Here is a 24,898-nt window from a genome sequence, read left to right as displayed (position 1 = left end):
GCCACTGGACGAATGATTTCAACCATGGCTAGCACAAAACCGGGCGATGGCGCCCGGACTTATGCACAAAATTCGTGTTGCGGTGCCGCAATGGTGAACGCAGGCGGCATGCTTCGCTATCAAAGCAATAGCGGACGTAAGTTGTTGATTTATATAGAGACTTTAAATTGCTTTTTTTCCGGGCAGTTTAAGAAAAGCCTTGATTTACAAGGCTTCGCGACGCGCCACGGCAAGCTATCAACAAAGTTATCCACAGAAAATCTGGAAATCTGTAAAGCGATGGTAAATCAAGGACTTAGCGCACTATCTGGATGTACTTCTCAAGAAGTAAACACATTTAGTTACTCCAAATGAGCTATTGGCTTCAAGTTGCCGTTGCCGCGCCCGCGCACAGTTCCATTGGCGGGCCACTGACCTACCAAAGCGAGTTGCCGCTTGCTGTGGGTGCCCTGGTGCGCGTGCCGCTGGGTAAACGCGAAGTCCTTGGGGTGGTGTGGGAAGTCGTACCTGACAGTGGAACGCTGCTGGAAATACAGACGCGTCATGTCACCGGTGTGCTGGAAGGGCTGCAGCCTCTTTCGGCGACCTGGCAAAAACTGGTGACGTTCACCGCCGCTTATTACCAGCGCTCCCTGGGCGAGGTGGCGCTGGCGGCATTGCCGCCGCAACTGCGCGACCTGAGCAATGTTCAGCTGGCGCGGCGGCTCAAGCGCCCGGTTGCGGACACCAGCGGCCCGCAGGACACCGCGGCTCTGATGCCGCTCAGTGCGCAGCAGGCTCTTGCCCTGGCTGAATTTGACAACGATACCCGGCCCGCGCTGCTGTTCGGCGCCACCGGCAGCGGCAAAACCGAGGTCTACCTGCGCGCCGCGGCCCGCGTGCTGGAGCAGGACCCCACAGCCCAGGTGCTGGTGATGGTGCCCGAGATCAACCTCACGCCCCAGCTGCAATCGCGCTTTGAAGCGCGTTTTGCCCACCTGGGCAAAGAGCGCGTGGTGGCCTTGCACAGCGGCCTGACCCCAGCCCAGCGCCTGAAAAGCTGGCTGGCGGCCCACGCCGGCCATGCGCGCCTGGTGCTGGGCACGCGCATGGCGGTGTTTGCCTCCATGCCGAATCTGCGCCTGCTGGTGGTCGATGAGGAACACGACCCAAGCTACAAGCAACAAGAGGGCGCACGCTATTCCGCCCGCGACCTGGCGGTCTACCGCGCCAAGATAGAGACCGAGGACGCCACGCATGACCATGGTCCTTGCAGGGTGCTGCTCGGTTCGGCCACGCCATCATTGGAGAGTTGGCAGGCGACACTGGCGGGCCGCTACCAACGCCTCACGATGAGTGAACGTATCGGTGACGTGGCCCCCACGCTTTTCGCTTCGCGTAATGCGCTGCCCCCCGAGGGGGCCAATTTTCCTAGGGGCGGCCCGTCGGAAAATTCCTCAGCGACGAGCTCTTCAGGAGGCCTGCCCACAGTTCGGCGCGTGGACATGAACCACCAGCCCAAGCACTGCGTGATTGCGCCGCCGCTGCTGGATGCCATCGCGCAGCGCGCAGCCCGTGGCGAGCAGTCGTTGATCTTTTTAAACCGGCGCGGCTATGCGCCTGTGCTGGCCTGCCACGACTGCGGCTGGAAAAGCGAGTGCCCGCACTGCAGCGCCTACCGCGTTTTTCACAAGATAGACCGCACCCTGCGTTGCCATCACTGCGGCTTCACCGAACGTGTGCCGCGCGCCTGCCCGAGCTGCGGCAACATCGACATCGCGCCCGTAGGACGCGGCACCGAACGGCTGGAAGAACATTTGGCCGAATTACTGGCCGGCGTGAAGCGGCCAGACGGCGAGCCGCCGCGCATTGCCCGTATCGACGCTGACACGACGCGGCTCAAAGGGGCGCTCGAATCGCAGCTGGCCAGCGTGCATGCGGGCGAGGTCGACGTGTTGGTCGGCACGCAGATGATCGCCAAGGGCCACGACTTTCGCCACATCACGCTGGTGGCGGCCATCAACCCTGACGGGGCGCTGTTCTCCAGCGACTTCCGTGCGCCCGAGCGCCTCTTCAGCCTCTTGATGCAGGCGGGGGGCCGCGCCGGCCGCGACGCGCGCCACAGTGAAGCCAGCGAGATGTGGGTGCAAACCTTCCATCCCGCCCATCCGCTTTTTGAAGCATTGAAAAAGCACGACTACCCGGGTTTTGTCGCGCAGCAGCTGGCCGAGCGCGAAGCGGCAGGCATGTCGCCCTTCGGTTTTTCAGCGCTGGTGCGCGCCGAGGCACGCGCGCAAGACGTGGCGCAAGGATTCCTGAACGCAGCAGCGGCCCAGGCCGAGGCGCAACAACTCACAGGGCACGAACAGGTCACCGCTTACCCGGCCGTGCCAATGACGATACAGCGCGTGGCCAATATCGAGCGTGCGCAAATGCTGGTTGAAAGCCCGTCACGCGCGGCGCTGCAGCGCTTCCTGGCGGTGTGGCAGCCGGTGCTGTTTGAAACGCGCCAGCAGGCTGAATTCAAAAGCCTGATCCGTTGGGCGATTGATGTGGATCCGATTGCGATTTGATGGGGTGGCGGGCAGCGCATGCTTGTCCGCTCGATGGAAGGACTAGGCGGCATCTTTCACGACATGGTGCTCCATGCGTGAGCTCCAAACTTCTGGCCGACCCACCAGGCGACCGCGGCGCAGCCATAGGCCAAGAGGATGAGCGGTGGGCTATCACCCGAAAGACGCGTGGAGGCGATGGCCGGTGCGGCAACGAGGCCAAAGAAGACAGCCAGCCAAACAAGCATGAGGAGCAGGAAGACAATTGCTTCCAAAAACTTCATTTCGCGCGTAGGGCGTGCCAGGAAGAGGATCAGCCGATTCGTCGTTGTTGGACGGACGCCTTGCAAGACATCTTTGTGCGACGCTACGGAAAACCCAAGCACCACACCAAGGCAGCCGCCTGCAAAAAAACCGACGAGAGCGACAAGAATGGCGGCGATCATGGGTGAATGATAGCTCTGACGGTTCTTGCGAAGCGCACGGATCCGCACATGTGACGGGTTCAGGCGGCCATGGGCCGCGGCACTTGCCGCGCAGGAAACGCATCCCCTTCGGTGACTTGCCGCCAATCCTCCTGCCCCATCCAGTCGCGCAGCGCCACCACGCCTTTGGGCGTGATCTCCAGCGCTCGCATGCCTTGGCGGCGCAAGAGCCAGCCGCGCTCCAGGCTGTGGTTGCAGATCAGCGTGCCGAGTTGCCCGGCGACGTGAAAGCGGCGCTCGCTCCAGTCAAGACATGGGCGGCAATAAGGCCGTTTGGTGTTGATGCTGGTGGGCGACGTTGACAGCTCAATGCCCAAGCGCGCCAGCACGGCGTCGGCTTTGGGGGTGACATGGCCGGCTTCGCCGTCAAACGTGATGGCGCCATCGGCCACCAGGTGGCGCGCGATGGCCACGCCGAGGCGGCCGGCGATGTGGTCGTAGCAGCTGCGGGCCATGCGCATGGCGGCGTCTTTGGGGCCGGGTACTACGGCGTGGCGTGGCACGGGTGCGTTTTGTGAGGCCAGCTGTGTGATGCCTTCGAGTACACGAGCCACCTCTACCGAAGCCAGGCGGTGATAACGGTGCCGGCCGTGCTGCTCTACGCACAGCAGGCCGCCTTCGACCAGCAGGGCCAGGTGGCGGCTGGCGGTTTGTGGCGAGACATTGCCGACGCCGGCCAGTTCATGCGCGGTGAGCGAGCGGCCATCGAGCAGCTCCATCAGCATGGCGGTGCGGGCCGGCTCGCCGACCAGCGAAGCGATGTGCGCAATTTGGTTGGTATTCATCATGGTTTATGACCTTCCGGGTACCAACCTTAGCAGCATCGCAAACCCCATGCTTCGTTCCGGGGCGAAACATCGCGCACCCTCTTCGCCGCACCATGAAGGCCATGCAGCAGCCGCTGCCTTCTCACCCGGAGAACTTCATGGAACTGCCAATGACCCCTGCCCTTCAGCCGCCGGCGCCTCGCGCGTTTTACGGAACCACCGTGGTACGGGCCGCCTTTGTGCTGGCCATCTTTGGCTGGGGTGTGGGCTTTTACAGCCCGGCGATTTTTCTGCATGCGGTGATCGCGCGCACCGGCTGGGCGCTGCCGCTGGTGTCGGCGGCCGTGACGTTTCACTTCCTGTTTGGCGCGGGCGTGGTGGCTTGCCTGCCGCGCATTCATGCACGCTTGGGTGTTGCCACCACTACCGCAGCAGGCGCCGCCGCGTTGGCACTGGGCCTGCTCGGCTGGGCGCTAGCCGCGCAGCCCTGGCAGCTGTTTGTAGCGGCGGTGCTGACGGGCGGCGGCTGGGTCACCATGGGCGCGGCGGGCATCAACGCCATCATCTCGCCCTGGTTTGTGCGCGGCCGGCCCCTGGCGCTGGCCAAGGCTTACAACGGCGCAAGCCTGGGTGGCGTGATCTTCTCGCCGCTGTGGGGTGCGCTGATTGCGGTGATGGGTTTTACTGCCGCCACCGTATTGGTGGGCGGCGCCATGCTGGCCATCGTGGTTTGCCTTTGTTTTTGCGTGATCGCGCAGACGCCTGAGCACATGGGCCAGCAGCCCGATGGTGACGCGCCAGGCACGCCAGCACGCAGCATCACCTCGGCACACGCCAAGCCGCTGCCAGGCCGCCTGCTGTGGCGCGACCGCAGCTTTCGCACGCTGGCCGCGGCCATGGCGCTCAGCCTGTTTGCGCAAGCTGGCTTGATCACGCATTTGTATTCGCTGCTGGTGTCGGCACTCAGCACCCAGGGCGCAGGCCTGGCGATGGCGCTGGCCACGGCCTGCGCCATCGGTGGCCGAACAGTGGTTGGCAAATTCATGCCTGCCGATGCCGACCGACGCGTCGTCGCCAGCGTGAGCTACGCGGTGCAGATCGCGGGCTCACTGCTGCTAGCTTGCGCGGCGGAACACCAAACGGCGCTGATCCTGCTGGGCGTGGTGCTGTTCGGCGTTGGCATCGGCAACGCGACCTCGTTGCCGCCGCTGGTGGCGCAGGTGGAATTCGTCAAGGAAGATGTGCCGCGCGTGGTGGCGCTGATCGTCGCGATGTCGCAAGGGCTGTGGGCATTGGCGCCTGCGACTTTTGCTCTGTTGCTGGTGACGGTGAACGGAAGCCCCGCGCACCTCGGCTCAGGAACAGGCCTTTACTTTGGCGCGACGGTGCTGCTACAACTGGCCGCCATCGCCTGCATGCTGGGCGGCCGCAAGCCTGCTGCGTGAAACACGTCAGGAAAGGCGCGGCGTGGCGTCGGGCTTGCAGGCCTCAGCACGCGCCAACAGCAACTCGCGTTCACGCAGGTTGCGCGTGAGTGAAGCAGCGCGTTCGAATTCGGCATGGGCTTCCTCGAGCCTGCCGAGCTTGAACAGAAAGTCCGCGCGCACGCTGGGCAACAGGTGGTAGTTTTTCATCAGGGGCTCTGAGAGCAGTGCATCGGCCACCTCCAGCCCCGTCGCCGGGCCAAAGGCCATGGCCAGCGCCACGGCACGATTGAGCTCCACCACCGGCGAGGGCATGAGCTGCGCCAGCGCATCGTAAAGCGCGGCAATGCGCTGCCAGTCGGTGTCCGCACCGGTGGGCGCACGCGCATGGCAAGCGGCGATCGCGGCCTGTAACGCATACGGCCCCAGCGCGCCGCCTAACGCCTCAGCGCGTGCCAATGCGGCAAAGCCGCGGCGGATCAGGATATGGTCCCAGCTCGCACGGTTTTGTTCCAGCAGCAAGATGGGCTCACCCGACGGCCCGGTGCGCGCCTTGGCGCGCGAGGCCTGGATTTCCATCAGCGCCACCAGGCCATGAACCTCAGGCTCCTGCGTCGCGAGTTCGGCCAGCACACGCCCCAGCCGCAAGGCCTGGTCACACAGAGCGGGCCGCATCCAGTCGCCGCCCGAGGTGGCCGAGTAGCCTTCATTGAAGATCAGGTAGATGACTTCAAGCACCGAAGCCAGCCGGGCTTCGCGCTCGGCAGGGCCGGGCACCTCAAAGGGCACCCGCGCCTCGGCCAGGGTGCGCTTGGCGCGCACGATGCGCTGGGCCACGGTGGGTTCGGGCACGAGGAAGGCGCGCGCGATTTCGTCGGTGCTGAGACCGCCCAGCAGCCGCAGCGTGAGCGCGATGCGCGCCTCAGTCGACAGCACCGGGTGGCAGGCGGTGAAGATCAGGCGCAGCAGGTCGTCACCATAGGCGTCATCGCCCTCGTCCCCGGAGCCGGGCTCGTCTACATCGGCGAAGGCCATTTCCTGCTCCAGCTCAAGTTCATGGCCCAGCTCTTCATGCTTGAGCGCGAGCAGCTTGCGCCGCCGCAGGTAGTCGATGGCGCGGTGCTTGGCGACGGCCATGAGCCAGGCGCCCGGATTGTCCGGAACACCGGTCTTCGGCCAGCGCTCAAGCGCCGTGACCAAGGCGTCCTGCGCGATCTCTTCGGCCAGGCCCACCTCTTGCACCATGCGTGCAACCTTGGCGATGACCTTGGCCGATTCGATGCGCCAGACGGCGTCGATGGCACGGTGGGTTTCATGCGACGCCATGCGGCTTCAGGCGCCCTTGCCTTTGCTGGTACTTTTGCTTTTCCCGCTGGGGGCCTGCTGCATCTCGACGAAGCCGGCGGCGGCTTCCTGCACGTCGGGCGGGAAGTCCGACATCTCCTGCACCTGGCGCACTTCGATGATTTCGTTCTCGCCGCCCGGGCAGCGCGTTGCCCACTTGATGGCTTCCTCGCGCGAGGCCACGTTGATCATCCAGTAGCCGCCCAGTACCTCACGGGCTTCGGCAAAGGGGCCGTCGCTGACATGGGCCTTGCCGCCCGGAAAGCTCACGCGCGCGCCCATGGAGGGCGGGTGCAGGCCGTCCAGCGCGAGCAACACGCCGGCTTTTTGCAGTGCTTCGTTGTATTTCATCATCGCGGCGACGGCGTCGGCGCTGGGCATGGTGCCTGCGTCGGCAGTTTCGTAGCCCTTGGGGATCATCAGCATCATGAATCGCATTTGAATACTCCTTGAGTGTGGGGCGGGTGAGCCGGGCTTACTTTTCTGCAGCAGCCTTCAGGTCGGCCAGGCCGGCTTCGAAATCCTTGCCCACCATCTTGTCCATATCGAAGAAGACATGCATGACCCTGGCCATCAGGGGCGCGGGGCCGGCCATATCCCAGCTGACCAAGCTGCCACCGGCTTGCGGCTGGAGAGTGAACACCACCTTGTTGTGGGCTTCGAAAGGTTTGCTGAAGTTCAGGTCTATCTTGACCAGGGAAGACGGTACGGACTCGGTGATCAGCATGTCACCCGTGCCGACTTCCTTGCTTTCCCAGGCGTAGGCAGAACCTTTGCCGGTGGCCGGGCCGCTGAAGCTGCGCTTCATGGCGGCGTCCTTCTTCTCCCAGGGCGACCAGGCGGCCCACTGTTTGTAGTCGTTGATCAGCGGAAAGATTTTTTCGGGTGGCGCCTGGATGGTGGTCTGGCGCTGGACGCGGAAGGTGTCGGGCTTGTTGGAGGCCAGTATCAGCACGGCCACGATAAACACCACAATGGCGACGGCTGCAATGATGGCGATGGTCTTGAACATGTTCTATTCCCTTAAGTTGGTGTTCGTTCACTTCGATGAATGGGCGAGCGCCGGGTTTATCGGGCCTCTCCGGCCCCAAAAAAACGTCTGCTCACTGGTACGACGAACGAAAAATGCGAAATCGACACGCCCGGTGAAAAAAATTTCAAATATTTTTGACCGAAGCCCTGAACGTTAGGCCGGGGCGAAATCTGCCGCCTCATATAGCAACCGGATCTCGACCTCAACCTCTTCCGTATCGCGAAACGGAAAGGGGTAACTCAGCGCCCAGTCCACCGCAGCCTGCAGCGAACGCGCCCGGATGATCCAGAAGCCGGCCAGCAACTCCTTGGCTTCGGCGAACGGCCCGTCCATCACGCTGGGTTTGCCTCGGGTGAACTTCATGCGGGAGGCGCTGGCGCTGGGCTTGAGCCCTTCACCCATGAGTAGCACGCCAGCCTTGACGGCATCGTCGTTGTGTTGGGCCATGCGCCCCAGCCACTGGTTGTCGGGCACGATGCCGGCTTCGGCGCGGTCATTGGCCTTGAGCAAAATCATGAAGCGGCGGAACCCCTCGGGCAGCGGCGGCGCGCCTTCCCCGGCGACGCCGCGCAGGCCGCCGGGGCAGCCACCCTCGCGGATTTCCAGCGAGGTATTGCCATCCGCATCCTCTTGAGGCCAGCGCTTGAGCCATTCCAGTGCGTCATCCCTGGAAGCCGCCTCAATCATGGTGAAACCGGCGATCAGCTCTTTGGCTTCGGTGAAGGGGCCATCGATGACCGTGGGCTTGCCACCGGAAAACCGGATGAGCGCGCCCTTTGAGCTTGCCTGCAGGCCCTCGCCGCCCAGCAGCATGCCGGCCTTGGCGAGTTCTTCGTTGTAGGCGCCCATGGCGGCCAGCAGTGCGGGGCTGGGCAGCTCGCCGGCTTCAGTGCTCGCGTCGGATTTGCGCAGGATCATGTATTGCATGCGTGGAATCTCCTTGGAACCCGGTTTTTACCTCAAACACGGGCCCGGCAGCCGGACGCCCGTTTTCAGGACTTTTCGCCGGACTGCGCCTCCACCTGCCGGCGCAGGCGTTCTTCGGCTTCGCGAAGCTCGGGCGTGAATTCCGCGCCAAAGTCTTCAGCCGAAAACACCTGGCGGATTTCAATTTCGGCCTCGCTCTCAGGTGGCAACGGGCAGCGCTTGACCCATTCAATGGCCTCTTCTTTGGACGAGACCTGCAGCATCCAGAAACCGGCGACCAGTTCTTTGGTTTCGGGAAAAGGCCCGTCGATGACGGTGCGCTTGCTGCCGGAAAATCTGACGCGCGCGCCTTTGGAACTGGGATGCAGCCCCTCGCCCGCCAGCATGACGCCGGCCTTGACCAGCGATTCGTTGAACTTGCCCATGTCGGCCAGCAGTTGTTCACTGGGCATTTCACCGGCTTCGCTGTGTTTGTCGGCTTTGATGAGAACCATGAATTTCATTTCGGACTCCTTGAAGTTGCGTTAGTTGCGTTGGGAGCGGAGAGCCCGGACAACCCAGGCAGAAAAATCCTGCTCTTACCGGTACGACGAACAGAAAGAGCGGAATCGACAGCGCGGGGCCATCTTTTTTCAGGTTTTTTTGTAACGACAGCCGAAAAGGCCTGGTACCTGGCTCAGGTCAGCAGGGTCACTGCTGCCGAAAAGCTGAAAAAGGCCAGCACCGTCGACAACAGGATGATGCGCGCGATGCGGCCGTTGTCCGCACCGAAACGCTCGGCCAGCAACGCCACATTGCTGGCGCTGGGCAGCGCCGCCACCAGCACGATGACGGTCAAAGCAAAAGGCTGCAAAGGCACGCCCACTGCGATGGCGCCCAGCCCGACGAGGCCCACCAGTACCGGGTGCACCACCAGTTTGATGAGAGCAACCGGCACATACTCCTTCAGGGGTGTGGCTGCCGTGCTGTTCATCTGCGAACGCGCCAGCACCGCGCCAATGGTGAACAGCGCTACCGGCGAGGCCGCATCGGCCAGCAGCCCGACGGTCTGCATCACCGGCGCGGGCAACATCACACCCAAGCCGGACGACAGCGCGCCCAGCACGATGGCCCACGGCATGGGATTGAGCGCCACGCCCTTGAGCGCATTCTGCGCGGCGACCTCGGCGCCATGAATGTCGGCCGAGTCCAGCCGCGACAGCGCGATGCACAGCGAGCTTGTCACCAGCAAATCAACCAGGATGGTGACGATGGCCGGTCCGGCGGCCTGCGCACCCAACAGCGCCACCAGCAGGGGCACCCCCATGAAGCCGGTGTTGGGGAAGGCCGCCACCAGCGCGCCAAAAGACGCATCGTTCCATGCAATGCGGCCCTTGCGCGTGAGCATCACGGTGAAAGCCACCATCAACAGAGCACACACTAAATAGACGGCCACCAGGCTCGCGTCCAGCAGCTGCGCAATCGGCGTGCCGGCGCCAAAGCGGTACAGCATGCAGGGCAGTGCGAAATACAACACGAAGGTGTTCAGGCCAGGAATGGCCAGCTGCGGGAGCAGGCCCCGGCGTGCGGCAAGGTAGCCGCACAGCACCAGGGCAAAAAAAGGAAAGGTGACGAAAAGAATGCTGAGCACGGCGCTGATTGTCGCCCACGCCCTTGCATACGGGTGCGTAGCACGGCCCCGCCAGCACGCCGATTGAGCATAAAAAATAGCTGCGACGCAGGCAGTGCCTGCGCAAGCAGCTATATTTTTAATAGCAAAAAGTGGCTGGCCAGCTGGCCCGCGTCAGGTGATCCCGATCTGAACCTGCCGGCCTGCCGCCGAACGCATGGAACTCGCCCGGCAGCGTTGCCCTTTAAAAGCTGTGCGCGATACCCGCGTAAACGGTTCTTTGCCCCTGGTTGACCGCCGGATTTCCCGAAATCCCCCCGTCCACCCCGAAGTTGGCACCACTGGAGTTGCTGACGCTACCGAATGACGCGTACAGCAGCGTGCGCTTGGACATGTTGTAGTCCGCACCCACCATGCCCAGCGTGGCCTTGCCGGCCACCCGGTCAGATTTGACGTGGAAGACCGAACCGATCAGCGTGAGCGCCGGGGTCACATCGTAGCGAACGCCAACCCAGGCATGCTTGAGCTTGGACGCGGCGGTGAGGGCCGCGTCGGGTGCGGTGATGTAGTCGTAGGCTGCATAGAGCTTGGCCGGGCCGAACTTGTAAGTGCCGCCTATGATGGTTTCCTTGGAGGTGCTGAAAACATCCGTGAAGGTGGCGGTAGCATTACGGCGCTGGGAATAGATGGCGCGCAGCATCAGGTCCTGGTTCGCATAGGTCATCGATATGCCTTCGCCGCGGTTGGCCTTGCTGTTTCCAGCCTGTTCGCCAAACGAGATTTGCCCGGTGGCGCTGAAGCCGCCCATATCAGGCGTTGAATACTCGACCACGTTGCTGGCACCGGGCCAGCTGCGGCCCCTGACCAGGGTGGCGCTGCCCACCCACTGTTGGCCAGTCGGGTCCAGGTCCCACACGTCGTTGCTGATGAACAGGTTCTTGCCAAGACGGAAGCTGCCCCAGCTGGCGTTGGACAGACCGACATAGGCGCGGCGGTTGAACAATGCCGAGCCGACCGAGCCGTTTTTCAGTTCAAACCCGCTTTCGAGAAGGAAGTTGGCCGCCAGCCCGCCGCCCAGGTCTTCCTTGCCCTTCATGCCCCACATGCTGGTGCCCCACTGGTTGCTGGCCACCATGGCTTTGGAGAAGCTGGCATTGGCCACCGGGTCATACACATTGTCAATATAGGCCAGGCCGGATACGGCACGTCCGTACAAGGTGACGCTGGACTGGGCCGAGGCCAACTGCGGCGCCAGCACGGCCGCGCAGGCCACGCCGAGGTACACACTACGGAAAGCAGCTTTCATGATTTGTCTCTCTTTGCTATGGTTAGGTTGAGTCAGTTAAAAAGTCCGGATATGCCCATTCGCCGGCATGGCTGCCCAGAGCGAACCCGGTTCGGGCGGGGAAAATCTGCGGCGAGCTTCATCGCGCTTTTCAGGGCTCGGTAGCTGGCAACGCCGCATGGCGTTTTGGCCGTATGGATGTCTGTTCATGACGGTCAGCCGACAGGTAAGGCGCGGTCCAGATGCACATAGCCGCCATCGGGATGAATCCACTGGCCCGTCGTGTGCGAGGCGCGATCGGACAGCAGGAACACCACCGTGTCGGCAATTTCGCGGTCGGTCGTCATGCGCTGGCCGAGGGGAATCCGGGCCGTGATGTCGGCCAGCGCCGCTGCGGGGTCGGCAAAGGTCTTGAGCCACGTTTCATAGAGCGGTGTCATGACTTCGGCCGGCAGCACCGCATTGACCCGCACGCCATGCGGCGCCAGCGCGGCAGCCCATTCGCGTGTAAGCCCCAGCTGGGCCGCCTTGGCCGCGACATAGCCGCTGGTGTTGCCCTGCCCGGTGAGCGCCGTCTTGGAGGAAATGTTGACGATGGCGCCGCGCCTGGCCTTGAGCTGGTCCAGGCACAGGTGCGCCATCAGGTAGTAATGCATCAGGTTGGACTGCAGCGAGCGCTTGAAGGCCTCGGGGCCGGCCTCCAGGCCGACGCTGTCGTTGACGCCGGCGTTGTTGACCAGCGCATCAATGCCGCCGAATTCGGCCACGGCGCCCTGCACCGCGGTCCGGCAGGCCGATTCGCTTTCAAGGTCGAGCTGGAAAAACCCGTGGCGTGCACCGAGATCCCGCAAGGCCGCGGAAAATTCCGGCAACAAGGGGCTGCGGCCGAAGATCACCGGCACGGCGCCTTCGCGTGCCAGCTGCAGGCTGATGGCCCCGCCAATTCCGGCGCCCCCGCCGGTGACAATGACAATCTTGTTTTGAAGGTGCAAATTCATCAAGGGCTCCGGTGTCAGATGTTGGTTATGGTCAGGCTCAGCCGAGGGTGTGTAGCGGCCATCAGCCCTTGAAGGCGTACTGCGCCAGCGATTCGCGCTTCATCTCAATCGAATAACCTGGCCGCTGCGGCGGCATGTAGGCGGCATGGCGAATCACGCAGGGGTCCACGAAATGCTCGTGCAGGTGGTCCACGTATTCGATCACCCGGCCTTCCTTGGTACCGGCGATGCAGAGGTAATCGATCATCGACAGGTGCTGCACGTATTCGCACAGGCCGACGCCGCCGGCATGCGGACAAACCTTGAGCCCATATTTGGCCGCCATCAACATCACGGCCAGCACCTCGTTGACCCCGCCCAGGCGGCAGGCGTCGATCTGCACCACGTCAATGGCGCCCTGCATGATGAGCTGCTTGAACATGACGCGGTTCTGGCACATCTCGCCTGTGGCGACCTGCATGTCGCCCTTCACCGCCTCGCGGATGCGGCGGTGACCCTCAATGTCGTCGGGGCTGGTCGGCTCCTCGATGAACCAGGGCTTGGCAAAGCCCAGGTGGCCCAGCCACTCAATCGCCTCGTTGACATCCCACACCTGGTTAGCATCAATCATCAGGGTGCGGTCGGGGCCGAGTACCTCGCGGGCGACGCGCACCCGCCGGATGTCGTCCTGCAGGTCGCGGCCCACCTTGAGCTTGATGTGCGAAAAGCCGGCGTCCACCGCCTCCTGGGCCAGGCGCCTGAGCTTTTCGTCGTCATAGCCCAGCCAGCCGGCGGAAGTGGTGTAGCAAGCGTAGCCTTCCTGCTCGAGCGTCTTCAGGCGCGCGTCCTTGCCGGCGGCCTGGCGCGTCAACAGTGCCAGCGCTTCGGCCGGCGTGATGCAGTCGGTGATGTAGCGGAAGTCGATCAGCCTGACGATCTCTTCCGGGCTCATGCGGGCCACCAGCTTCCACACCGGCAGGCCCTCCTGCTTGGCCCACAGGTCCCACACGGCATTGACCACCGCGGCTGTCGCCAGGTGGATCGCGCCCTTGTCGGGGCCGATCCATCGCAGCTGGCTGTCCGAGGTGATGTAACGCCAGAAGCGGCCCATGTCTTCGGTCACCCAGTCCATGTCGAGGCCGACCACCAGGTGGCGCATGGCTTCTATGGCGGCGCAGCAGACTTCATTGCCACGGCCGATGGTGAAAGTCAGGCCATGGCCTTCAAGCCCCGGCTCGCCGGTTTCCAGCACCACATAGGCCGCCGAATAGTCCGGGTCCGGATTCATCGCGTCCGAGCCGTCGAGATGCCGCGACGTGGGAAAGCGCACATCGACGACACGCATGGATTGGATAGTGCTCATGAATGATTGCCTGGGGATTGCTGTTTGCCTGGTGAAGAAGCGCTTCAGCGCGTGGCCCTGAGGCCGCCGCACCCATCAGTCATACAGAACCGCAGCGATCTTGGGATCGTTGATGGTGGTCTTGTCGTAGTAGTAAAAGCCGGTATCGATGATCTTGGGGAGCTTTTCGCCCTTGAGGGACTTGACCGCCGCCTCCACCGTCTTGTAGCCAATGCCGACCGGGTTCTGGGTGATGGCGCCGGCCATCGAGCCATCCATGATGGCGGCCTTTTGCTGCTTGCCGGAGTCGTAGCCGATGATCACCACCTTGCGCTTCATTTCCCTGGCGCCGTTCAGCGCGCCGATGGCCGAGCCTTCGTTCGCGCCGAAAATTCCCTTCAGGTTGGGGTTGGCCTGCAGGATGGACTTGGTGATCTCGGTCGATTTGAGCTGGTCGCCGCCGCCGTACTGCACGCTGACGATCTTGATGTTGGGATAGGTTGACTTGATACGGTTGACAAATCCGTCGGTGCGATCGATGCCGGTGCGGCTGGTCTGGTCATGCACCACCAGGGCGACATCGCCGCTTTTACCGATCAGCTCGGCCATCTTGTCGGCAGCGAGGGCGGCGGCGGCCACGTTGTTGGTGGTGGTCGTGGTTACCGGAATATCGCTGTCCACGCCCGAGTCAAAGGCGATGACCGGGATCTTGGCGGCCTGGGCTTTTTTCAGCAGCGGGATCGACGCCTTGCTGTCCAGCGCGGCAAAGCCGATGGCCGACGGCTTTTTGGCCAGCGCCGCCGCGAACATGTCGATCTGCTTGTCCACCATGCTCTCGCTCTCGGGGCCTTCGAAGGTCACCTTGACCTTGTAGTCCTTGCCGGCCTGCTCGGCGCCGGCCTTGACGGCTTGCCAGAACTGGTGCTGAAAGCCCTTGGAGATCATTGGAATGTAGATCTCGTCGGCGGCCAGCGCCGTCGTGCTCAAGGTGGAAGCCAGGCCAAGGCCCAGCGCAAGGCTCAAAAGTGTTCGTTTCAAAATCATGGTCATCTCCGGATCGTTATGGGTGTTGCAATGAAATATCAGAAATCAAACGTTGGCAGGGCCTGGGGTTTGGGTTTCTCCTTCGTAAGAACTGCACGCAGGCGGATAGCGGCTGAAACCGCACTTGCTTTCATTTACTTGCGCTTTCGCAAAATATCGGCATACACCGCCACGATGATGATCAGGCCCGTCACCACCGTCTGCCACTCCTGGGCCACCGACATGATGCGCAGCCCGTTGGTCAGCACACTCATGATGAAGGCGCCGATGATGGTGCCCAGGATCGTGCCCGCCCCACCGCTCAACGAGGTGCCTCCGATCACGACGGCGGCAATCGCGTCCAGCTCATAACCCTGGCCCAGCGCCGGCTGCGCGGAATTCAGGCGCGAGGCGATGAGCAGCCCGGCCACGCCGCAAATCGCGCCGCTGAGCGTGTAGACAATGATCTTCCAGCGGTCCACATTCACGCCCGACAGGCGTACCGCCTCTTCGTTGCTGCCCAGCGCGAAGGTGTAGGTCCCCAGCACCGTCTTGTTCAGGATCAGGCTGGATACCACCGCCACCACAAACAGGATCAGCACCGCATTGGGGATGGGCAGATCGGGCAAGAAATAACCGATCAACGACTCCTGGGAAATGACCGAGAACTCCGGCGTGTCGTTGAAATAGATTGGCTTGGATTGGGTGATGACCAGCGACAGGCCTTTGAGCATGAGCATCATGCCCAGCGTGGCAATGAAAGGCGGGATCTTCAGCTTGGCAATCAGCACGCCCGAGGTGAAGCCAGAGAACGCACCGAAGAAAATGGCGGCCAGCACGCCCAGGTAGAAGGGCAGGCCCCAATAGGTCAGCACCACCCCGGCCATGACGGCGCAAAAGGTCATCAAGGTGCCCACCGACAGGTCGATGCCCGAGGTGATGATGACAAAGGTGCAGGCGATGGCCAGCACGCCGTTAACCGCAGTGGCCTGCAAAATGCCCACCATGTTGTCGGTCTGCATGAAACTGGACGAGGCCATGCTGAAGAAAATCAGCAACCCCAGCAAGCTGGCAAATGCCAACAGCTTTTGACGGGTGTTGCTGCTAAAAGCTGCAGTTTTGAAACCTTGCAGCAACTTGGAGACGGTCATGGATGGTGGTTCCGGTATTCTTAGAAGGCAGCAGCGGCAACCGTGCCGGAAACGGTAGCCGTGGCTTCGCGCTGGGTGGCGAGCTGCATGATTTTTTCCTGGGTCGCGTCCCATGCCGCCAGCTCGCCGGTGATGCGGCCCTCGCACATCACCACGATGCGGTGGCTCAGCCGCAGCACCTCGGGCAGTTCGGAGGAGATCATCACGATGGCACGGCCCTGCGCCGCCAGCGCATTGAGCAGCTTGTAGATTTCACTCTTGGCGCCCACGTCAATGCCGCGCGTAGGCTCGTCAAAAAACAGGATCTCGCAGTCGCGCACCAGCCATTTGGCGACGACGATTTTTTGCTGGTTGCCCCCCGACAGCAGCGCCACTTTCTGCAGCGCGCTTGGGGTCTTGATGCCCAGTTGCGCGATCAGCTTCGCAGCCGTGTCCTGTATGGCCGCGGGCTTGAGAAGAAACCCGAAGCTCAAGAACCGCCGCAAGCTCGACAGCACAATGTTGGTCTGCACATCCATGCCGGTGGCCAGACCGAAGTGCTTGCGGTCTTCCGACAGGTAGCCGATGCCGTGCTCAACCGCGTCGGCCGGGCTATGCACCCCGATCTGGCGGCCCCTGACCCAGATCTCTCCCGAATCCCTTTTGTCGGCGCCGAACACGGCACGCGCCACTTCGGTTCGGCCCGCGCCCATCAGGCCGGCAAACCCGAGGATTTCGCCCTTGCGCACGGTGAAGCTGACATCCTTGATCGTACGGCCGCGATTGAGCCCGCGCACCTCCAGCACGGTCTCCCGGCCCTGACCGGTTGCCGGCGGCCTCTCGTCTTCAAGCAGCGCGCGCCCGACCATCATGCCGATGATGGTGTCCATGCTGGTGGTGGCAGTCGGCACGGTGCCGATGTACTGGCCGTCGCGCATCACTGTCACGCGGTCCGAGATGCGCTTGAGCTCGTCCATCTTGTGCGAGATGTACACGATGCCGACGCCGTGGCGCTTGAGCTGGCCGATGATGCGGAACAAGTCGTCGATTTCCGCATTGTTCAGCGCGGCAGTGGGCTCGTCCATGATCAGCACGCGCGAGTCGAACGACAGCGCCTTGGCGATCTCCACCATCTGCTGGCGCGCCACCGTCAGGTCGCAGACCAGCGTGTGCGGTTCCAGGTTCAGGTTCAGGCGGTCGAATATCGCTTTCGTGTCACGGGCCATCTTCTCGGTATCGATGAACAGCCCCAGCCGCCCGAGCGGCTCGCGTCCGATGAAGATGTTCTGCGCCACGCTCAGATGGCTCATCAGGTTGAGTTCCTGGTGGATGATGCCGATGCCCAGCGCCTGCGCAGCGCGCGGGCTGGCAATCTCGACCGCCTGACCGTCGATGCTGATCTCGCCCGCATCCTTCTGGTAGACCCCGGCCAGTATCTTCATCAGGGTCGATTTCCCGGCGCCGTTCTCGCCCATCAGCGCATGCACCTCGCCTGCGGCAACCTCAAGCCGGGCGTTGTGCAACGCGCGCACTCCCGGAAAGGATTTGCACAGGTTGCTGATGCTCACAAGAGGTGTCATGGGCGGTTCCGGACAGGCGCGGTGCTCGCTCAGATCGGCGCGATGTCGTTGACCGTGGCCAGACGGCCCGTCGACCGGCCCGGAGTGCGCCCAAACCAGGCGCTGCAGCAACGCCCGGAATCACCCGGGGCCAGGCAAACCGTTGTACGGGCCTGGCCGACGCCTTGGGCGGCCGCGCAGATCGATACTGTTTTTCCTTCCAAACTTCCTGGGTGCATGACAAAAACCTTTTTGCGTTGACGGAACCGTTCAATGAGGCGAAGGCACCAAAATCAGGAAACTTATTGTTACAAATGGTTCATTGATGAACAATCTATTCACTTATGGATTGAAGCGGTGTGAATCATAGAAATTTGCTCATCTTTCCAAGCCCCGGACTTTCCCTAGGTCAAGATTTAATTTATTGATGAACATTAAGTGCAAAAGTAAATAAATCTAAAACAATGAAGGCGAAAGTCTTCGCGAGCGCCGCGTGCCATATCAAGAGCGCTGCGTTACATATCAAAATTGCAATGCCTTTGACCTCACCCACCCTGCCGCCATGACACAAAAATATTCCGTTCTCCCGACGAATGACCAGAACACGAACGACGCCGTCGTCACCGCATCCCCGCCTCTTGCCGACGACCGCTACCGGGCACCGGCGCTTGACAAGGGCCTGGACATCCTTGAGTTGCTGGCTCGCCAGCCGCAGGGCCTGACGCGCGCGGAGATCGTCAAGGAAATGGACCGCAACGCGAGCGAGATCTACCGCATGCTGGAGCGGTTGGTGGCACGGCAATATGTCATGCGCTCGCTCTCGGGCGACCGCTACTCGCTGAGCCTGAAACTCTTCACGCTGGCGCACATGCATCCACCGCTCAACCGGCTGGTGACCCAGGCCATTCCCATCATGGAGGCCTTTGCGCACAAGGCTGAGCAGGCCTGCCACATGGGCGTCTATGACCAGGGCAACGTGCTGATCACCGCACAGGTCAACGGCCCCGGCACCTGGAGCATGACGATCCGCGTGGGCGTGCATGTCGGGCTGGTCGATACCGCCTCGGGCCGGGTGTTGCTGGCTTTCGCGGATGCCAGCCAGACTCAGCAAATGCTGACCCAGCACACCGCACTCGAAGGCGAAGTGCCGATCGGGTCCGATGCATTGGCTGCCGCCCTCGGTGTCATCCGGGAGCAAGGCTATTTCGAGCGCGACAGTCTGCAGTCTTTCGGCGTGGCCGATATTTCCTGCCCCATCTTCGGGCCCGACCACAGCGCCCTGGCCGCGTTGACCTGCCCTTACGTGCGGCGCATAGACCGCCACGTCGGCCCCGACCAGAAAACCGTGCGCCTGCTGCTGCAGCAGGCAGCCCAGGCACTGTCGTTGACGCAGGGTGGGTTCGCCCCGGCGAGCCGGAACGCATGAAGCCGCGCCTGCTCCTATGCTATTGATTCGATAGCTGCCAGCGCAGACCAGCACTGCGCTGCAAGCATTTATTGCTTGAATCCGGGGCTTGTGGTGGTTCCGTGCGGGCGCGGTCTTTTTTCATCCAGCTAAAGCGCCAGGCATGAAACCTGCGGTGCGGTCCAAACCGAGCTACAGGCTCCAAAAGGGCAGCCGCTATGATTTGCCGTTCCCTGGCTGTCCCTGACAGGGCCGGTCCCGCGCATTTTTCCCCTTGGAATCGATTGTTTTCATGACCCACGGCCTGAACCTCGCCCAACAAGAAGCCGTGAACTACCTGCATGGTCCCTGCCTGGTACTGGCGGGCGCCGGTTCCGGCAAGACGCGAGTGATCACACACAAGATAGGCCGGCTGATCCAGTCAGGGCTCAAGCCTGAGCAGATTGCCGCGATCACCTTCACCAACAAGGCCGCCGCTGAAATGCGCGAACGGGCCAAGGCGCTGATCGGCAAAAGCGCCAAGGGCGTGCTGGTCTGCACCTTCCACGCACTGGGCGTGCGCATGCTGCGCCAGGACGGCGCGGCGCTGGGCCTCAAACCCCAGTTCTCGATTCTCGACAGCGACGATGTGACCAGCATCATCAAGGACGCCGGCGGCAGCACCGATGCGGCCACGGCGCGGCAATGGCAATGGACCATCAGCCTGTGGAAGAACATGGGCCTCAATGCAGCAGAAGCCATGGTGCAGGCCAATGGCGACGAAGAGCGCGCCATCGCCCGCGTGATGGCGCACTACGAAGAGCGCCTGACGGCCTACCAGAGCGTCGACTTCGACGACCTGGTCGGCCTGCCGCTCAAGCTGCTGCGCGAGCACGACAGCGTGCGCGAAAAATGGCAGCAGTCGCTGGGCCATGTGCTGGTCGACGAATACCAGGACACCAACGCCACGCAGTACGAGATGCTCAAACTGCTGGTCGGTCCGCGCGGCCGCTTCACCGCCGTGGGCGACGACGACCAGTCGATTTACGGCTGGCGCGGCGCCACGCTGGACAACCTGAAAAAGCTGCCGCAGGACTACCCCAACCTCAAGGTCGTGAAGCTCGAGCAGAACTACCGCTCCACCAGCGCCATACTGCGCGCGGCCAACAACGTGATCGGCCCCAACCCCAAGCTGTTTCCCAAGACGCTGTTCAGCGAGCTCGGCGAAGGCGAGCCGGTGCGCGTGATCGATTGCGACAGCGAAGAGCACGAAGCCGAACGCGTGGTGGCCCGCATCCAGAGCCTGCGTGCCGAAGGCAGCTTGCAGGCAGAAGGCGGGCAGTACAAGGAGTGGAAAGATTTTTGCGTGCTGTACCGCGCCAACCATCTGGCCAAGCCTTTCGAGAAAGCCTTTCGCAAGGCCAACATCCCCTACAAGGTCTCAGGCGGGCAAAGTTTTTTTGACCGCGCCGAGATCAAAGACCTCTGCTGCTGGATGCGGCTGCTGGTCAACAACAACGACGACCCGGCGTTTATGCGCGCGGTGACCACACCCAAGCGCGGCATCGGCCACACCACGCTGGGCGCACTCGGCACCTTCGCGAGCCAGTCGAAGCAAAGTCTTTTCGAAGCGCTCTTCAGCAACTCGCTGGGCTCGGTTCTGCCGGCCAAGGCCGTCGGCTCGCTGCACGAGTTTGGCCGCTACCTCAACGACCTGGAATACCGCGCCAAACGCACTGTGGGCGCCGAAGACGCGCGCGCTTTTCTGAACGACTGGCTCAAGGAAATCGACTACGAGAAGCACCTGTACGACGGCGAAGACAGCGAAAAGCTGGCCGCCGCGCGCTGGACCAACGTGATGGATTTTTGCGACTGGGTGGCCCAGCGCTGCGGCGGGCAGATTGACGACACATCTGGTGCCGTGGTGGCAGCCGAAACCAAAACCATGCTGGAAGTGGTGCAGACGATTGCACTGCTTTCCACCATCAGCGAACGCGAAGGCGACCAGAACGTGGTCACCCTTTCAACCCTGCACGCCGCCAAAGGCCTGGAATGGCCACACGTGGTACTGGCCGGCGTGAACGAAGGCCTGCTGCCCTTCAAGCTGGAAGACGATGACGGAGTCAACACCGACAGCATCGCACTGCGCCTGCAGGAAGAGCGCCGCCTGATGTACGTGGGCATCACCCGCGCGCAGCGCACGCTGGCGGTGAATTGGCTGCGCAAACGCAAGAAGGGCCGCGACATGATTCCCGGCGCACCCAGCCGCTTCATCGCCGAGATGGCGCTGGACAAGGCCACCGTGAAGGAAGACCCGCGCGAAAAGATCAAGGCCTTGCGTGCGGAGTTTGCGAAGAAGTCAGCAGACGGGATTGCGGCGGCGGCAGCGGCGGCAGAGACGCGCTAGCGCTGCCCTGTTCCGTGGTTAATTCGGCGCGAGATCAGGTGCCGGGCCGCATGAAGGCGTTTTCAGTGCCGTGGTTACAAACCGTTTCAGGCCACGGGTTTTTACCGGTGCTTTACCTGATTGAGATGTATTCGTGAGATAGTGCGCAAGCTCCACGGCCTGCGCGTTGCATCAACCCCGCACTCGCGTGCCCGAGTTTTCCGTTTCACCCCCTGCACTGCAGCCTTGGCCGCTCCGTCCGCCTTGCTGCGTTGCTACAGCCCGTACCGCACGACCAGGCCGTGCACTCACTTGTTCATGACTTTGCTTTTTCTTCGACCCGCTTTTTTTTTAATCGCCGCTTGCGCAATATCCACTAGCGCTACGGCCCAAACGAAACCTGCCGCCGCTTGCCCGGCCGCCACGGAGATGAAGGCCGCACAACTCCATGGCCTGTGGGCCGTGCGCTTTGACCGCCCACCTGCCGGCTTGCCGGCCCGCGCCACCATGCTGCTGGAACGGCATGCCGAATTCGCCGAAAGCCTGGCCGGCATCGTGAGCCGCGACCTGGGGCCGGCCGTCGGTTCCAAAGCCATTGCCGGACATGCGGCCAAGGCCGCATTGGCCGGTGACCTGGAGGGCGGCATGTTGCTGCTCGACGAGTCCTCCGACAATGTCAGCATCACCGGCACCTGGAACGGCGAAATGGTCGAAGGTTCTTGCGGCAAGGCCTTCAAGGGCACCTGGAAAGACACCAGCAGCAGCGCCCCGGACAATGCACCCGATGTGCCCTTCACGCTGACCCGGCTACCCTGAACAGCGCAATTTTCAAGACCGAGCCATGCCACTGAAATCTCTCAATCCTGCTGCTGCATCGCTTTGCACGGTGCTTCTGGCCCTCCTGGGTCTTGGCACCACGGCTGCGGCACATGCACAGGCCACGCCGGCAAACCGCCCATCCAGCACAGGCTGGCAAACCTGCCAGGCCATGAAGGGCGACCCTGCGGCGCAGCTCACCTGCTTCCAGCAATGGGCCGATGCGCAAACGCCCGCCAACACGCCCGCGCCCAGCCTGACCACAGCGCCGGCCAATGCCCAGACCGGCCAGCCGGCCACCCCGGTGCTGCTGCTGCCATCACTGAACACCGAAGCGCCGGACGGCAAGCCGATCGGCTGCAAAAACACCAGGTACTCGGAACTGTCCCGCTTCTGGGAACTGCAGCGCGGCACCGACTGCGATACGTTTTCGCTGCGCGGCTACCGGCCGATCACGCTGGCCGTCTCCACCGCCGACAGCGTGAACACGCAACCCTCGTCACCCTCCGCAGGGCATACCGCGCTGACCTCTGTGCCCTATATGCGCACTGAAAACAAAATCCAGCTGTCGGTGCGCACCAAGGTCGCCAAAGGCCTGCTGAAAAGCGGCGACAACGATGACGACGACCATGACTCGGTCTGGTTCGGCTACACGCAGCAAAGCTATTGGCAACTGTTCAACGGCAGCATCTCGCGGCCGTTTCGCACCACCGACCACGAGCCCGAGGTGATCTACATCTACCCGCACCAGATCCCTTTGGCCGGTGGCTGGAACTACCGGCTCTCGGGCCTGGGGCTGGTGCACCAGTCCAACGGCCAGTCGCTGCCGCTGTCGCGCAGCTGGAACCGCGTCTACCTGATGGGTGCCGCCGAGAAAACACTGGGCCAGGACTCGGGCCTGATCCTTCAGGGGCGTATCTGGGACCGGCTCAAGGAGTCCTCGGGCAATGACGACAACCCCGGCATCGAAAACTATGTGGGCCGCGCGGAAGTCACGGGCAGCTGGCAGATCAACAAAGCCAACACGGTGGGCGTCACGCTGCGCCACTCGTTGCGCAAGGAAGCCCGCGGCTCGGCCCGGTTTGACTGGATGATGGCGCCGGCCTCGTCGCCCAACTACACCGGCTTGCGCTACCACGTGCAGCTTTTCAGCGGCTACGGTGACAGCCTCGTGGACTACAACCGAAAGCGCAATGTTCTGAGCATCGGCCTGAGCCTGGTGGACTGGTAGGCGCTGGAACGGCATTCCGCGGTTTGCTATAGTTTTTATAGCTGATTGCGCTTTTATTTATTGGCTTCAGAGCGGTTTTCGCTTAAAAAAATCGGACACAAACGTGTCTACAGGGCGCATCCAGGCACCACGGCAACGGCGCGTCGGCTGATACCGGGACGCCTGCGCTTGCCGTAAGGTGGGGCGATGACTTTTGCCGAGCCCACCACTTTCACGCTGGCCTGCATCGTGGCCGGTGCGCTGCTGATTGCCATGACACTGGGCGGCTCTTTCATTGCACGGTTACCTCTGAGTGCCGCCATGCTGTACCTCGGTGTTGGTGTGGCGGTCAGTCCCGTTGGACTGGGGCTGCTCAAACTCGACGCCCTCAAGAACACGGTGCTGCTGGAGCGCCTCACGGAGGTGGCGGTACTGATCTCGCTGTTCACCGCCGGCATGAAGCTCGAGTTCCGCGTACGGGATGGCCGCTGGCGCATTCCGGTGCAACTCGCAACCGTGTCGATGGTGGTCACCGTGGCCGCCATCACCGCACTGGGCGTTTATGTGCTGGAGCTGCCCGTGGGCGCCGCGGTGCTGCTGGGCGCCATCCTCGCGCCGACCGACCCGGTGCTGGCCTCCGACGTGCAGGTGGCCAACCCGGGCGACCGCGACCGCCTGCGTTTCGGCCTCACCGGTGAGGGCGGCCTGAACGACGGCACCGCATTTCCATTTGTGATGCTCGGGCTGGGCCTGCTGGGCCTGCACGAACTCGGCGAAGGCGGCTGGCGCTGGTGGGCCGTCGATGTGCTGTGGGCCGTGGCCGGCGGCCTGGCCCTGGGCTGGCTGCTGGGCACGCTGGTGGGCCGCGCCATTCTTTACCTGCGCATGCGCCACCGCGAAGCGCTGGGCTCGGACGAATTCATCGCGCTGGGACTCATCGGGTTGACGTACGGCCTGGCGCTGCTCTTTCAGACTTACGGCTTCCTGGCGGTGTTTGCGGCGGGCCTGGCGCTGCGCCGCATCGACGAGCCCGATGCGCGGCCCGTACCCCAGGCTGCGGCCGCACCCGATGAAACGCTGAGCCCCGATGACCAGGAAGCCTCGGGCGCGGAAGCGCCCGCCCACATGATGCGCGCAGTAGAGCGCTTTAACAGCCAGCTGGAAAGCTTCGTGGAAGTCGCCATCGTGCTGGCGGTGGGCGTGCTGGTCGCCACCACACGCTTTCGCGCTGAAGTGCTGTGGTTTATCCCGGCGCTGTTCCTGGTGATCCGGCCGGCGGCGGTTTTTATCGGACTGCTGGGAACGCCGGTCAGGGGTTCGCAGCGCCGCCTGATGGCCTGGTTCGGCATTCGCGGCATCGGCTCGCTGTATTACCTGCTCTATGCCATCAACCACCACCTCCCGCCCGCGCTGGCGCAACGGCTGCTTTCCATCACGCTCGCGGTGGTCGTCGCCTCGGTGATTGCCCACGGCATTTCTGTCACGCCGCTGATGAAACGCTATGAGGCGCGCAAACCGGGTAAACGCCGCGGGCCCTGAACAAGCGGTCCGGCGGGCGTCCGCACAGCGTCACAGAAAGTCACCTTATTGATAACGATAACGATTCTCATTTGTATAATCGCACTCTGACCGATTAACAAAGACACAGGAGTCGTCGTGAAACCAG

General features: G+C 62.8%; 22 protein-coding genes. 8 read left to right on the top strand and 14 right to left on the bottom strand.

The annotated features are described in order from the left end of the window. Positions 1–12 precede the first annotated feature (12 nt). Positions 13–354 (top strand): hypothetical protein, encoded by a 342-nt coding sequence (locus AC1DVV_RS17285; protein WP_457282687.1) that lies wholly within the window; start codon positions 13–15, stop codon positions 352–354. Then, on the top strand, positions 351–2,552 hold the full coding sequence (priA, locus tag AC1DVV_RS17280; protein ID WP_477707220.1) for a replication restart helicase PriA: 2,202 nt from the start codon (positions 351–353) through the stop codon (positions 2,550–2,552). Before AC1DVV_RS17285 ends, priA begins: the two co-directional genes overlap by 4 nt. A gap of 56 nt (positions 2,553–2,608) precedes the next feature. Here priA and AC1DVV_RS17275 read toward each other — a convergent pair whose 3' ends face one another. Both AC1DVV_RS17275 and AC1DVV_RS17270 read right to left on the bottom strand, forming a co-directional pair. Further along, on the bottom strand, positions 2,609–2,977 hold the full coding sequence (locus tag AC1DVV_RS17275; protein ID WP_477701912.1) for a DUF1129 domain-containing protein: 369 nt from the start codon (positions 2,975–2,977) through the stop codon (positions 2,609–2,611). Between the two features lie 59 nt (positions 2,978–3,036). Continuing rightward, the gene (locus tag AC1DVV_RS17270) at positions 3,037–3,801 is read right to left on the bottom strand and encodes an ArsR/SmtB family transcription factor (protein ID WP_477701927.1); all 765 of its coding nucleotides are present in this window, start codon (positions 3,799–3,801) and stop codon (positions 3,037–3,039) included. A 152-nt stretch (positions 3,802–3,953) separates the two neighbouring features. Here AC1DVV_RS17270 and AC1DVV_RS17265 point away from each other — a divergent pair, with 152 nt between their 5' ends. After that, positions 3,954–5,228: an MFS transporter gene (locus tag AC1DVV_RS17265; protein ID WP_477701913.1), complete on the top strand. Its 1,275-nt coding sequence runs from the start codon at positions 3,954–3,956 to the stop codon at positions 5,226–5,228. Between the two features lie 6 nt (positions 5,229–5,234). Here AC1DVV_RS17265 and AC1DVV_RS17260 read toward each other — a convergent pair whose 3' ends face one another. From AC1DVV_RS17260 to AC1DVV_RS17205, 12 genes are all read right to left on the bottom strand, one after another. Then, a complete protein-coding gene (locus AC1DVV_RS17260) occupies positions 5,235–6,533 on the bottom strand; it encodes an RNA polymerase sigma factor (RefSeq protein WP_477701914.1) in 1,299 nt (432 codons plus the stop codon). Between the two features lie 6 nt (positions 6,534–6,539). After that, positions 6,540–6,989: a YciI family protein gene (locus tag AC1DVV_RS17255; RefSeq protein ID WP_457282680.1), complete on the bottom strand. Its 450-nt coding sequence runs from the start codon at positions 6,987–6,989 to the stop codon at positions 6,540–6,542. 37 nt (positions 6,990–7,026) lie between these two features. Then, complete coding sequence (locus AC1DVV_RS17250; RefSeq protein WP_457282679.1) at positions 7,027–7,563, bottom strand: SRPBCC family protein; 537 nt, start codon at positions 7,561–7,563, stop codon at positions 7,027–7,029. A 174-nt stretch (positions 7,564–7,737) separates the two neighbouring features. Next, positions 7,738–8,511, bottom strand: coding sequence for a YciI family protein (locus tag AC1DVV_RS17245; protein ID WP_457282678.1), 774 nt, complete (start codon positions 8,509–8,511; stop codon positions 7,738–7,740). A 65-nt stretch (positions 8,512–8,576) separates the two neighbouring features. Then, positions 8,577–9,014 (bottom strand): YciI family protein, encoded by a 438-nt coding sequence (locus tag AC1DVV_RS17240; protein WP_457282677.1) that lies wholly within the window; start codon positions 9,012–9,014, stop codon positions 8,577–8,579. 173 nt (positions 9,015–9,187) lie between these two features. Beyond that, complete coding sequence (locus tag AC1DVV_RS17235; RefSeq protein WP_457282676.1) at positions 9,188–10,141, bottom strand: AEC family transporter; 954 nt, start codon at positions 10,139–10,141, stop codon at positions 9,188–9,190. 223 nt (positions 10,142–10,364) lie between these two features. Next, positions 10,365–11,426, bottom strand: coding sequence for a porin (locus AC1DVV_RS17230; RefSeq protein ID WP_457282675.1), 1,062 nt, complete (start codon positions 11,424–11,426; stop codon positions 10,365–10,367). Between the two features lie 194 nt (positions 11,427–11,620). Further along, on the bottom strand, positions 11,621–12,403 hold the full coding sequence (locus AC1DVV_RS17225; protein ID WP_457282674.1) for an L-fucose dehydrogenase: 783 nt from the start codon (positions 12,401–12,403) through the stop codon (positions 11,621–11,623). 61 nt (positions 12,404–12,464) lie between these two features. Then, positions 12,465–13,745, bottom strand: coding sequence for an L-fuconate dehydratase (locus AC1DVV_RS17220; protein ID WP_457282673.1), 1,281 nt, complete (start codon positions 13,743–13,745; stop codon positions 12,465–12,467). 75 nt (positions 13,746–13,820) lie between these two features. Continuing rightward, a complete protein-coding gene (locus AC1DVV_RS17215) occupies positions 13,821–14,765 on the bottom strand; it encodes an ABC transporter substrate-binding protein (protein ID WP_457282704.1) in 945 nt (314 codons plus the stop codon). A 137-nt stretch (positions 14,766–14,902) separates the two neighbouring features. After that, the gene (locus AC1DVV_RS17210; protein ID WP_457282672.1) at positions 14,903–15,898 is read right to left on the bottom strand and encodes an ABC transporter permease; all 996 of its coding nucleotides are present in this window, start codon (positions 15,896–15,898) and stop codon (positions 14,903–14,905) included. Positions 15,899–15,918: 20 nt separating this feature from the next. After that, complete coding sequence (locus AC1DVV_RS17205; protein WP_477666861.1) at positions 15,919–17,457, bottom strand: sugar ABC transporter ATP-binding protein; 1,539 nt, start codon at positions 17,455–17,457, stop codon at positions 15,919–15,921. A gap of 541 nt (positions 17,458–17,998) precedes the next feature. On the opposite strand from AC1DVV_RS17205, the gene AC1DVV_RS17200 reads away from it, so the two are divergent. The 5 genes from AC1DVV_RS17200 (at position 17,999) to AC1DVV_RS17180 (ending at position 24,771) form a co-directional block, all read left to right on the top strand. After that, positions 17,999–18,862, top strand: a complete 864-nt coding sequence (locus AC1DVV_RS17200) for an IclR family transcriptional regulator (protein WP_457282670.1) — start codon at positions 17,999–18,001, stop codon at positions 18,860–18,862. Between the two features lie 271 nt (positions 18,863–19,133). Then, positions 19,134–21,227 carry an ATP-dependent helicase gene (locus AC1DVV_RS17195; RefSeq protein ID WP_477666862.1) on the top strand — a complete coding sequence of 698 codons (2,094 nt, stop codon included), beginning with the start codon at positions 19,134–19,136 and terminating at the stop codon, positions 21,225–21,227. 408 nt (positions 21,228–21,635) lie between these two features. Next, positions 21,636–22,022 carry a hypothetical protein gene (locus tag AC1DVV_RS17190; RefSeq protein ID WP_457282668.1) on the top strand — a complete coding sequence of 129 codons (387 nt, stop codon included), beginning with the start codon at positions 21,636–21,638 and terminating at the stop codon, positions 22,020–22,022. A gap of 25 nt (positions 22,023–22,047) precedes the next feature. After that, positions 22,048–23,253 (top strand): phospholipase A, encoded by a 1,206-nt coding sequence (locus AC1DVV_RS17185; RefSeq protein ID WP_477701915.1) that lies wholly within the window; start codon positions 22,048–22,050, stop codon positions 23,251–23,253. Between the two features lie 186 nt (positions 23,254–23,439). Further along, a complete protein-coding gene (locus AC1DVV_RS17180; RefSeq protein WP_477666864.1) occupies positions 23,440–24,771 on the top strand; it encodes a cation:proton antiporter in 1,332 nt (443 codons plus the stop codon). Positions 24,772–24,898 lie beyond the last annotated feature (127 nt).

The organism is Polaromonas sp. P3_B4 (assembly GCF_056402835.1).
This window is presented reverse-complemented; position numbering and strand designations above follow the sequence as displayed.

Excerpts from the sequence above, each read along its gene's own strand:
- AC1DVV_RS17285 (WP_457282687.1), top strand. The coding sequence starts at position 13 with ATGATTTCAACCATGGCTAGCACAAAACCGGGCGATGGCGCCCGGACT.
- priA (WP_477707220.1), top strand. The coding sequence starts at position 351 with ATGAGCTATTGGCTTCAAGTTGCCGTTGCCGCGCCCGCGCACAGTTCC.
- AC1DVV_RS17275 (WP_477701912.1), bottom strand. The coding sequence starts at position 2,977 with ATGATCGCCGCCATTCTTGTCGCTCTCGTCGGTTTTTTTGCAGGCGGC.
- AC1DVV_RS17270 (WP_477701927.1), bottom strand. The coding sequence starts at position 3,801 with ATGAATACCAACCAAATTGCGCACATCGCTTCGCTGGTCGGCGAGCCG.
- AC1DVV_RS17265 (WP_477701913.1), top strand. The coding sequence starts at position 3,954 with ATGACCCCTGCCCTTCAGCCGCCGGCGCCTCGCGCGTTTTACGGAACC.
- AC1DVV_RS17260 (WP_477701914.1), bottom strand. The coding sequence starts at position 6,533 with ATGGCGTCGCATGAAACCCACCGTGCCATCGACGCCGTCTGGCGCATC.
- AC1DVV_RS17255 (WP_457282680.1), bottom strand. The coding sequence starts at position 6,989 with ATGCGATTCATGATGCTGATGATCCCCAAGGGCTACGAAACTGCCGAC.
- AC1DVV_RS17250 (WP_457282679.1), bottom strand. The coding sequence starts at position 7,563 with ATGTTCAAGACCATCGCCATCATTGCAGCCGTCGCCATTGTGGTGTTT.
- AC1DVV_RS17245 (WP_457282678.1), bottom strand. The coding sequence starts at position 8,511 with ATGCAATACATGATCCTGCGCAAATCCGACGCGAGCACTGAAGCCGGC.
- AC1DVV_RS17240 (WP_457282677.1), bottom strand. The coding sequence starts at position 9,014 with ATGAAATTCATGGTTCTCATCAAAGCCGACAAACACAGCGAAGCCGGT.
- AC1DVV_RS17230 (WP_457282675.1), bottom strand. The coding sequence starts at position 11,426 with ATGAAAGCTGCTTTCCGTAGTGTGTACCTCGGCGTGGCCTGCGCGGCC.
- AC1DVV_RS17225 (WP_457282674.1), bottom strand. The coding sequence starts at position 12,403 with ATGAATTTGCACCTTCAAAACAAGATTGTCATTGTCACCGGCGGGGGC.
- AC1DVV_RS17220 (WP_457282673.1), bottom strand. The coding sequence starts at position 13,745 with ATGAGCACTATCCAATCCATGCGTGTCGTCGATGTGCGCTTTCCCACG.
- AC1DVV_RS17210 (WP_457282672.1), bottom strand. The coding sequence starts at position 15,898 with ATGACCGTCTCCAAGTTGCTGCAAGGTTTCAAAACTGCAGCTTTTAGC.
- AC1DVV_RS17205 (WP_477666861.1), bottom strand. The coding sequence starts at position 17,457 with ATGACACCTCTTGTGAGCATCAGCAACCTGTGCAAATCCTTTCCGGGA.
- AC1DVV_RS17200 (WP_457282670.1), top strand. The coding sequence starts at position 17,999 with ATGACACAAAAATATTCCGTTCTCCCGACGAATGACCAGAACACGAAC.
- AC1DVV_RS17195 (WP_477666862.1), top strand. The coding sequence starts at position 19,134 with ATGACCCACGGCCTGAACCTCGCCCAACAAGAAGCCGTGAACTACCTG.
- AC1DVV_RS17190 (WP_457282668.1), top strand. The coding sequence starts at position 21,636 with ATGAAGGCCGCACAACTCCATGGCCTGTGGGCCGTGCGCTTTGACCGC.
- AC1DVV_RS17185 (WP_477701915.1), top strand. The coding sequence starts at position 22,048 with ATGCCACTGAAATCTCTCAATCCTGCTGCTGCATCGCTTTGCACGGTG.
- AC1DVV_RS17180 (WP_477666864.1), top strand. The coding sequence starts at position 23,440 with ATGACTTTTGCCGAGCCCACCACTTTCACGCTGGCCTGCATCGTGGCC.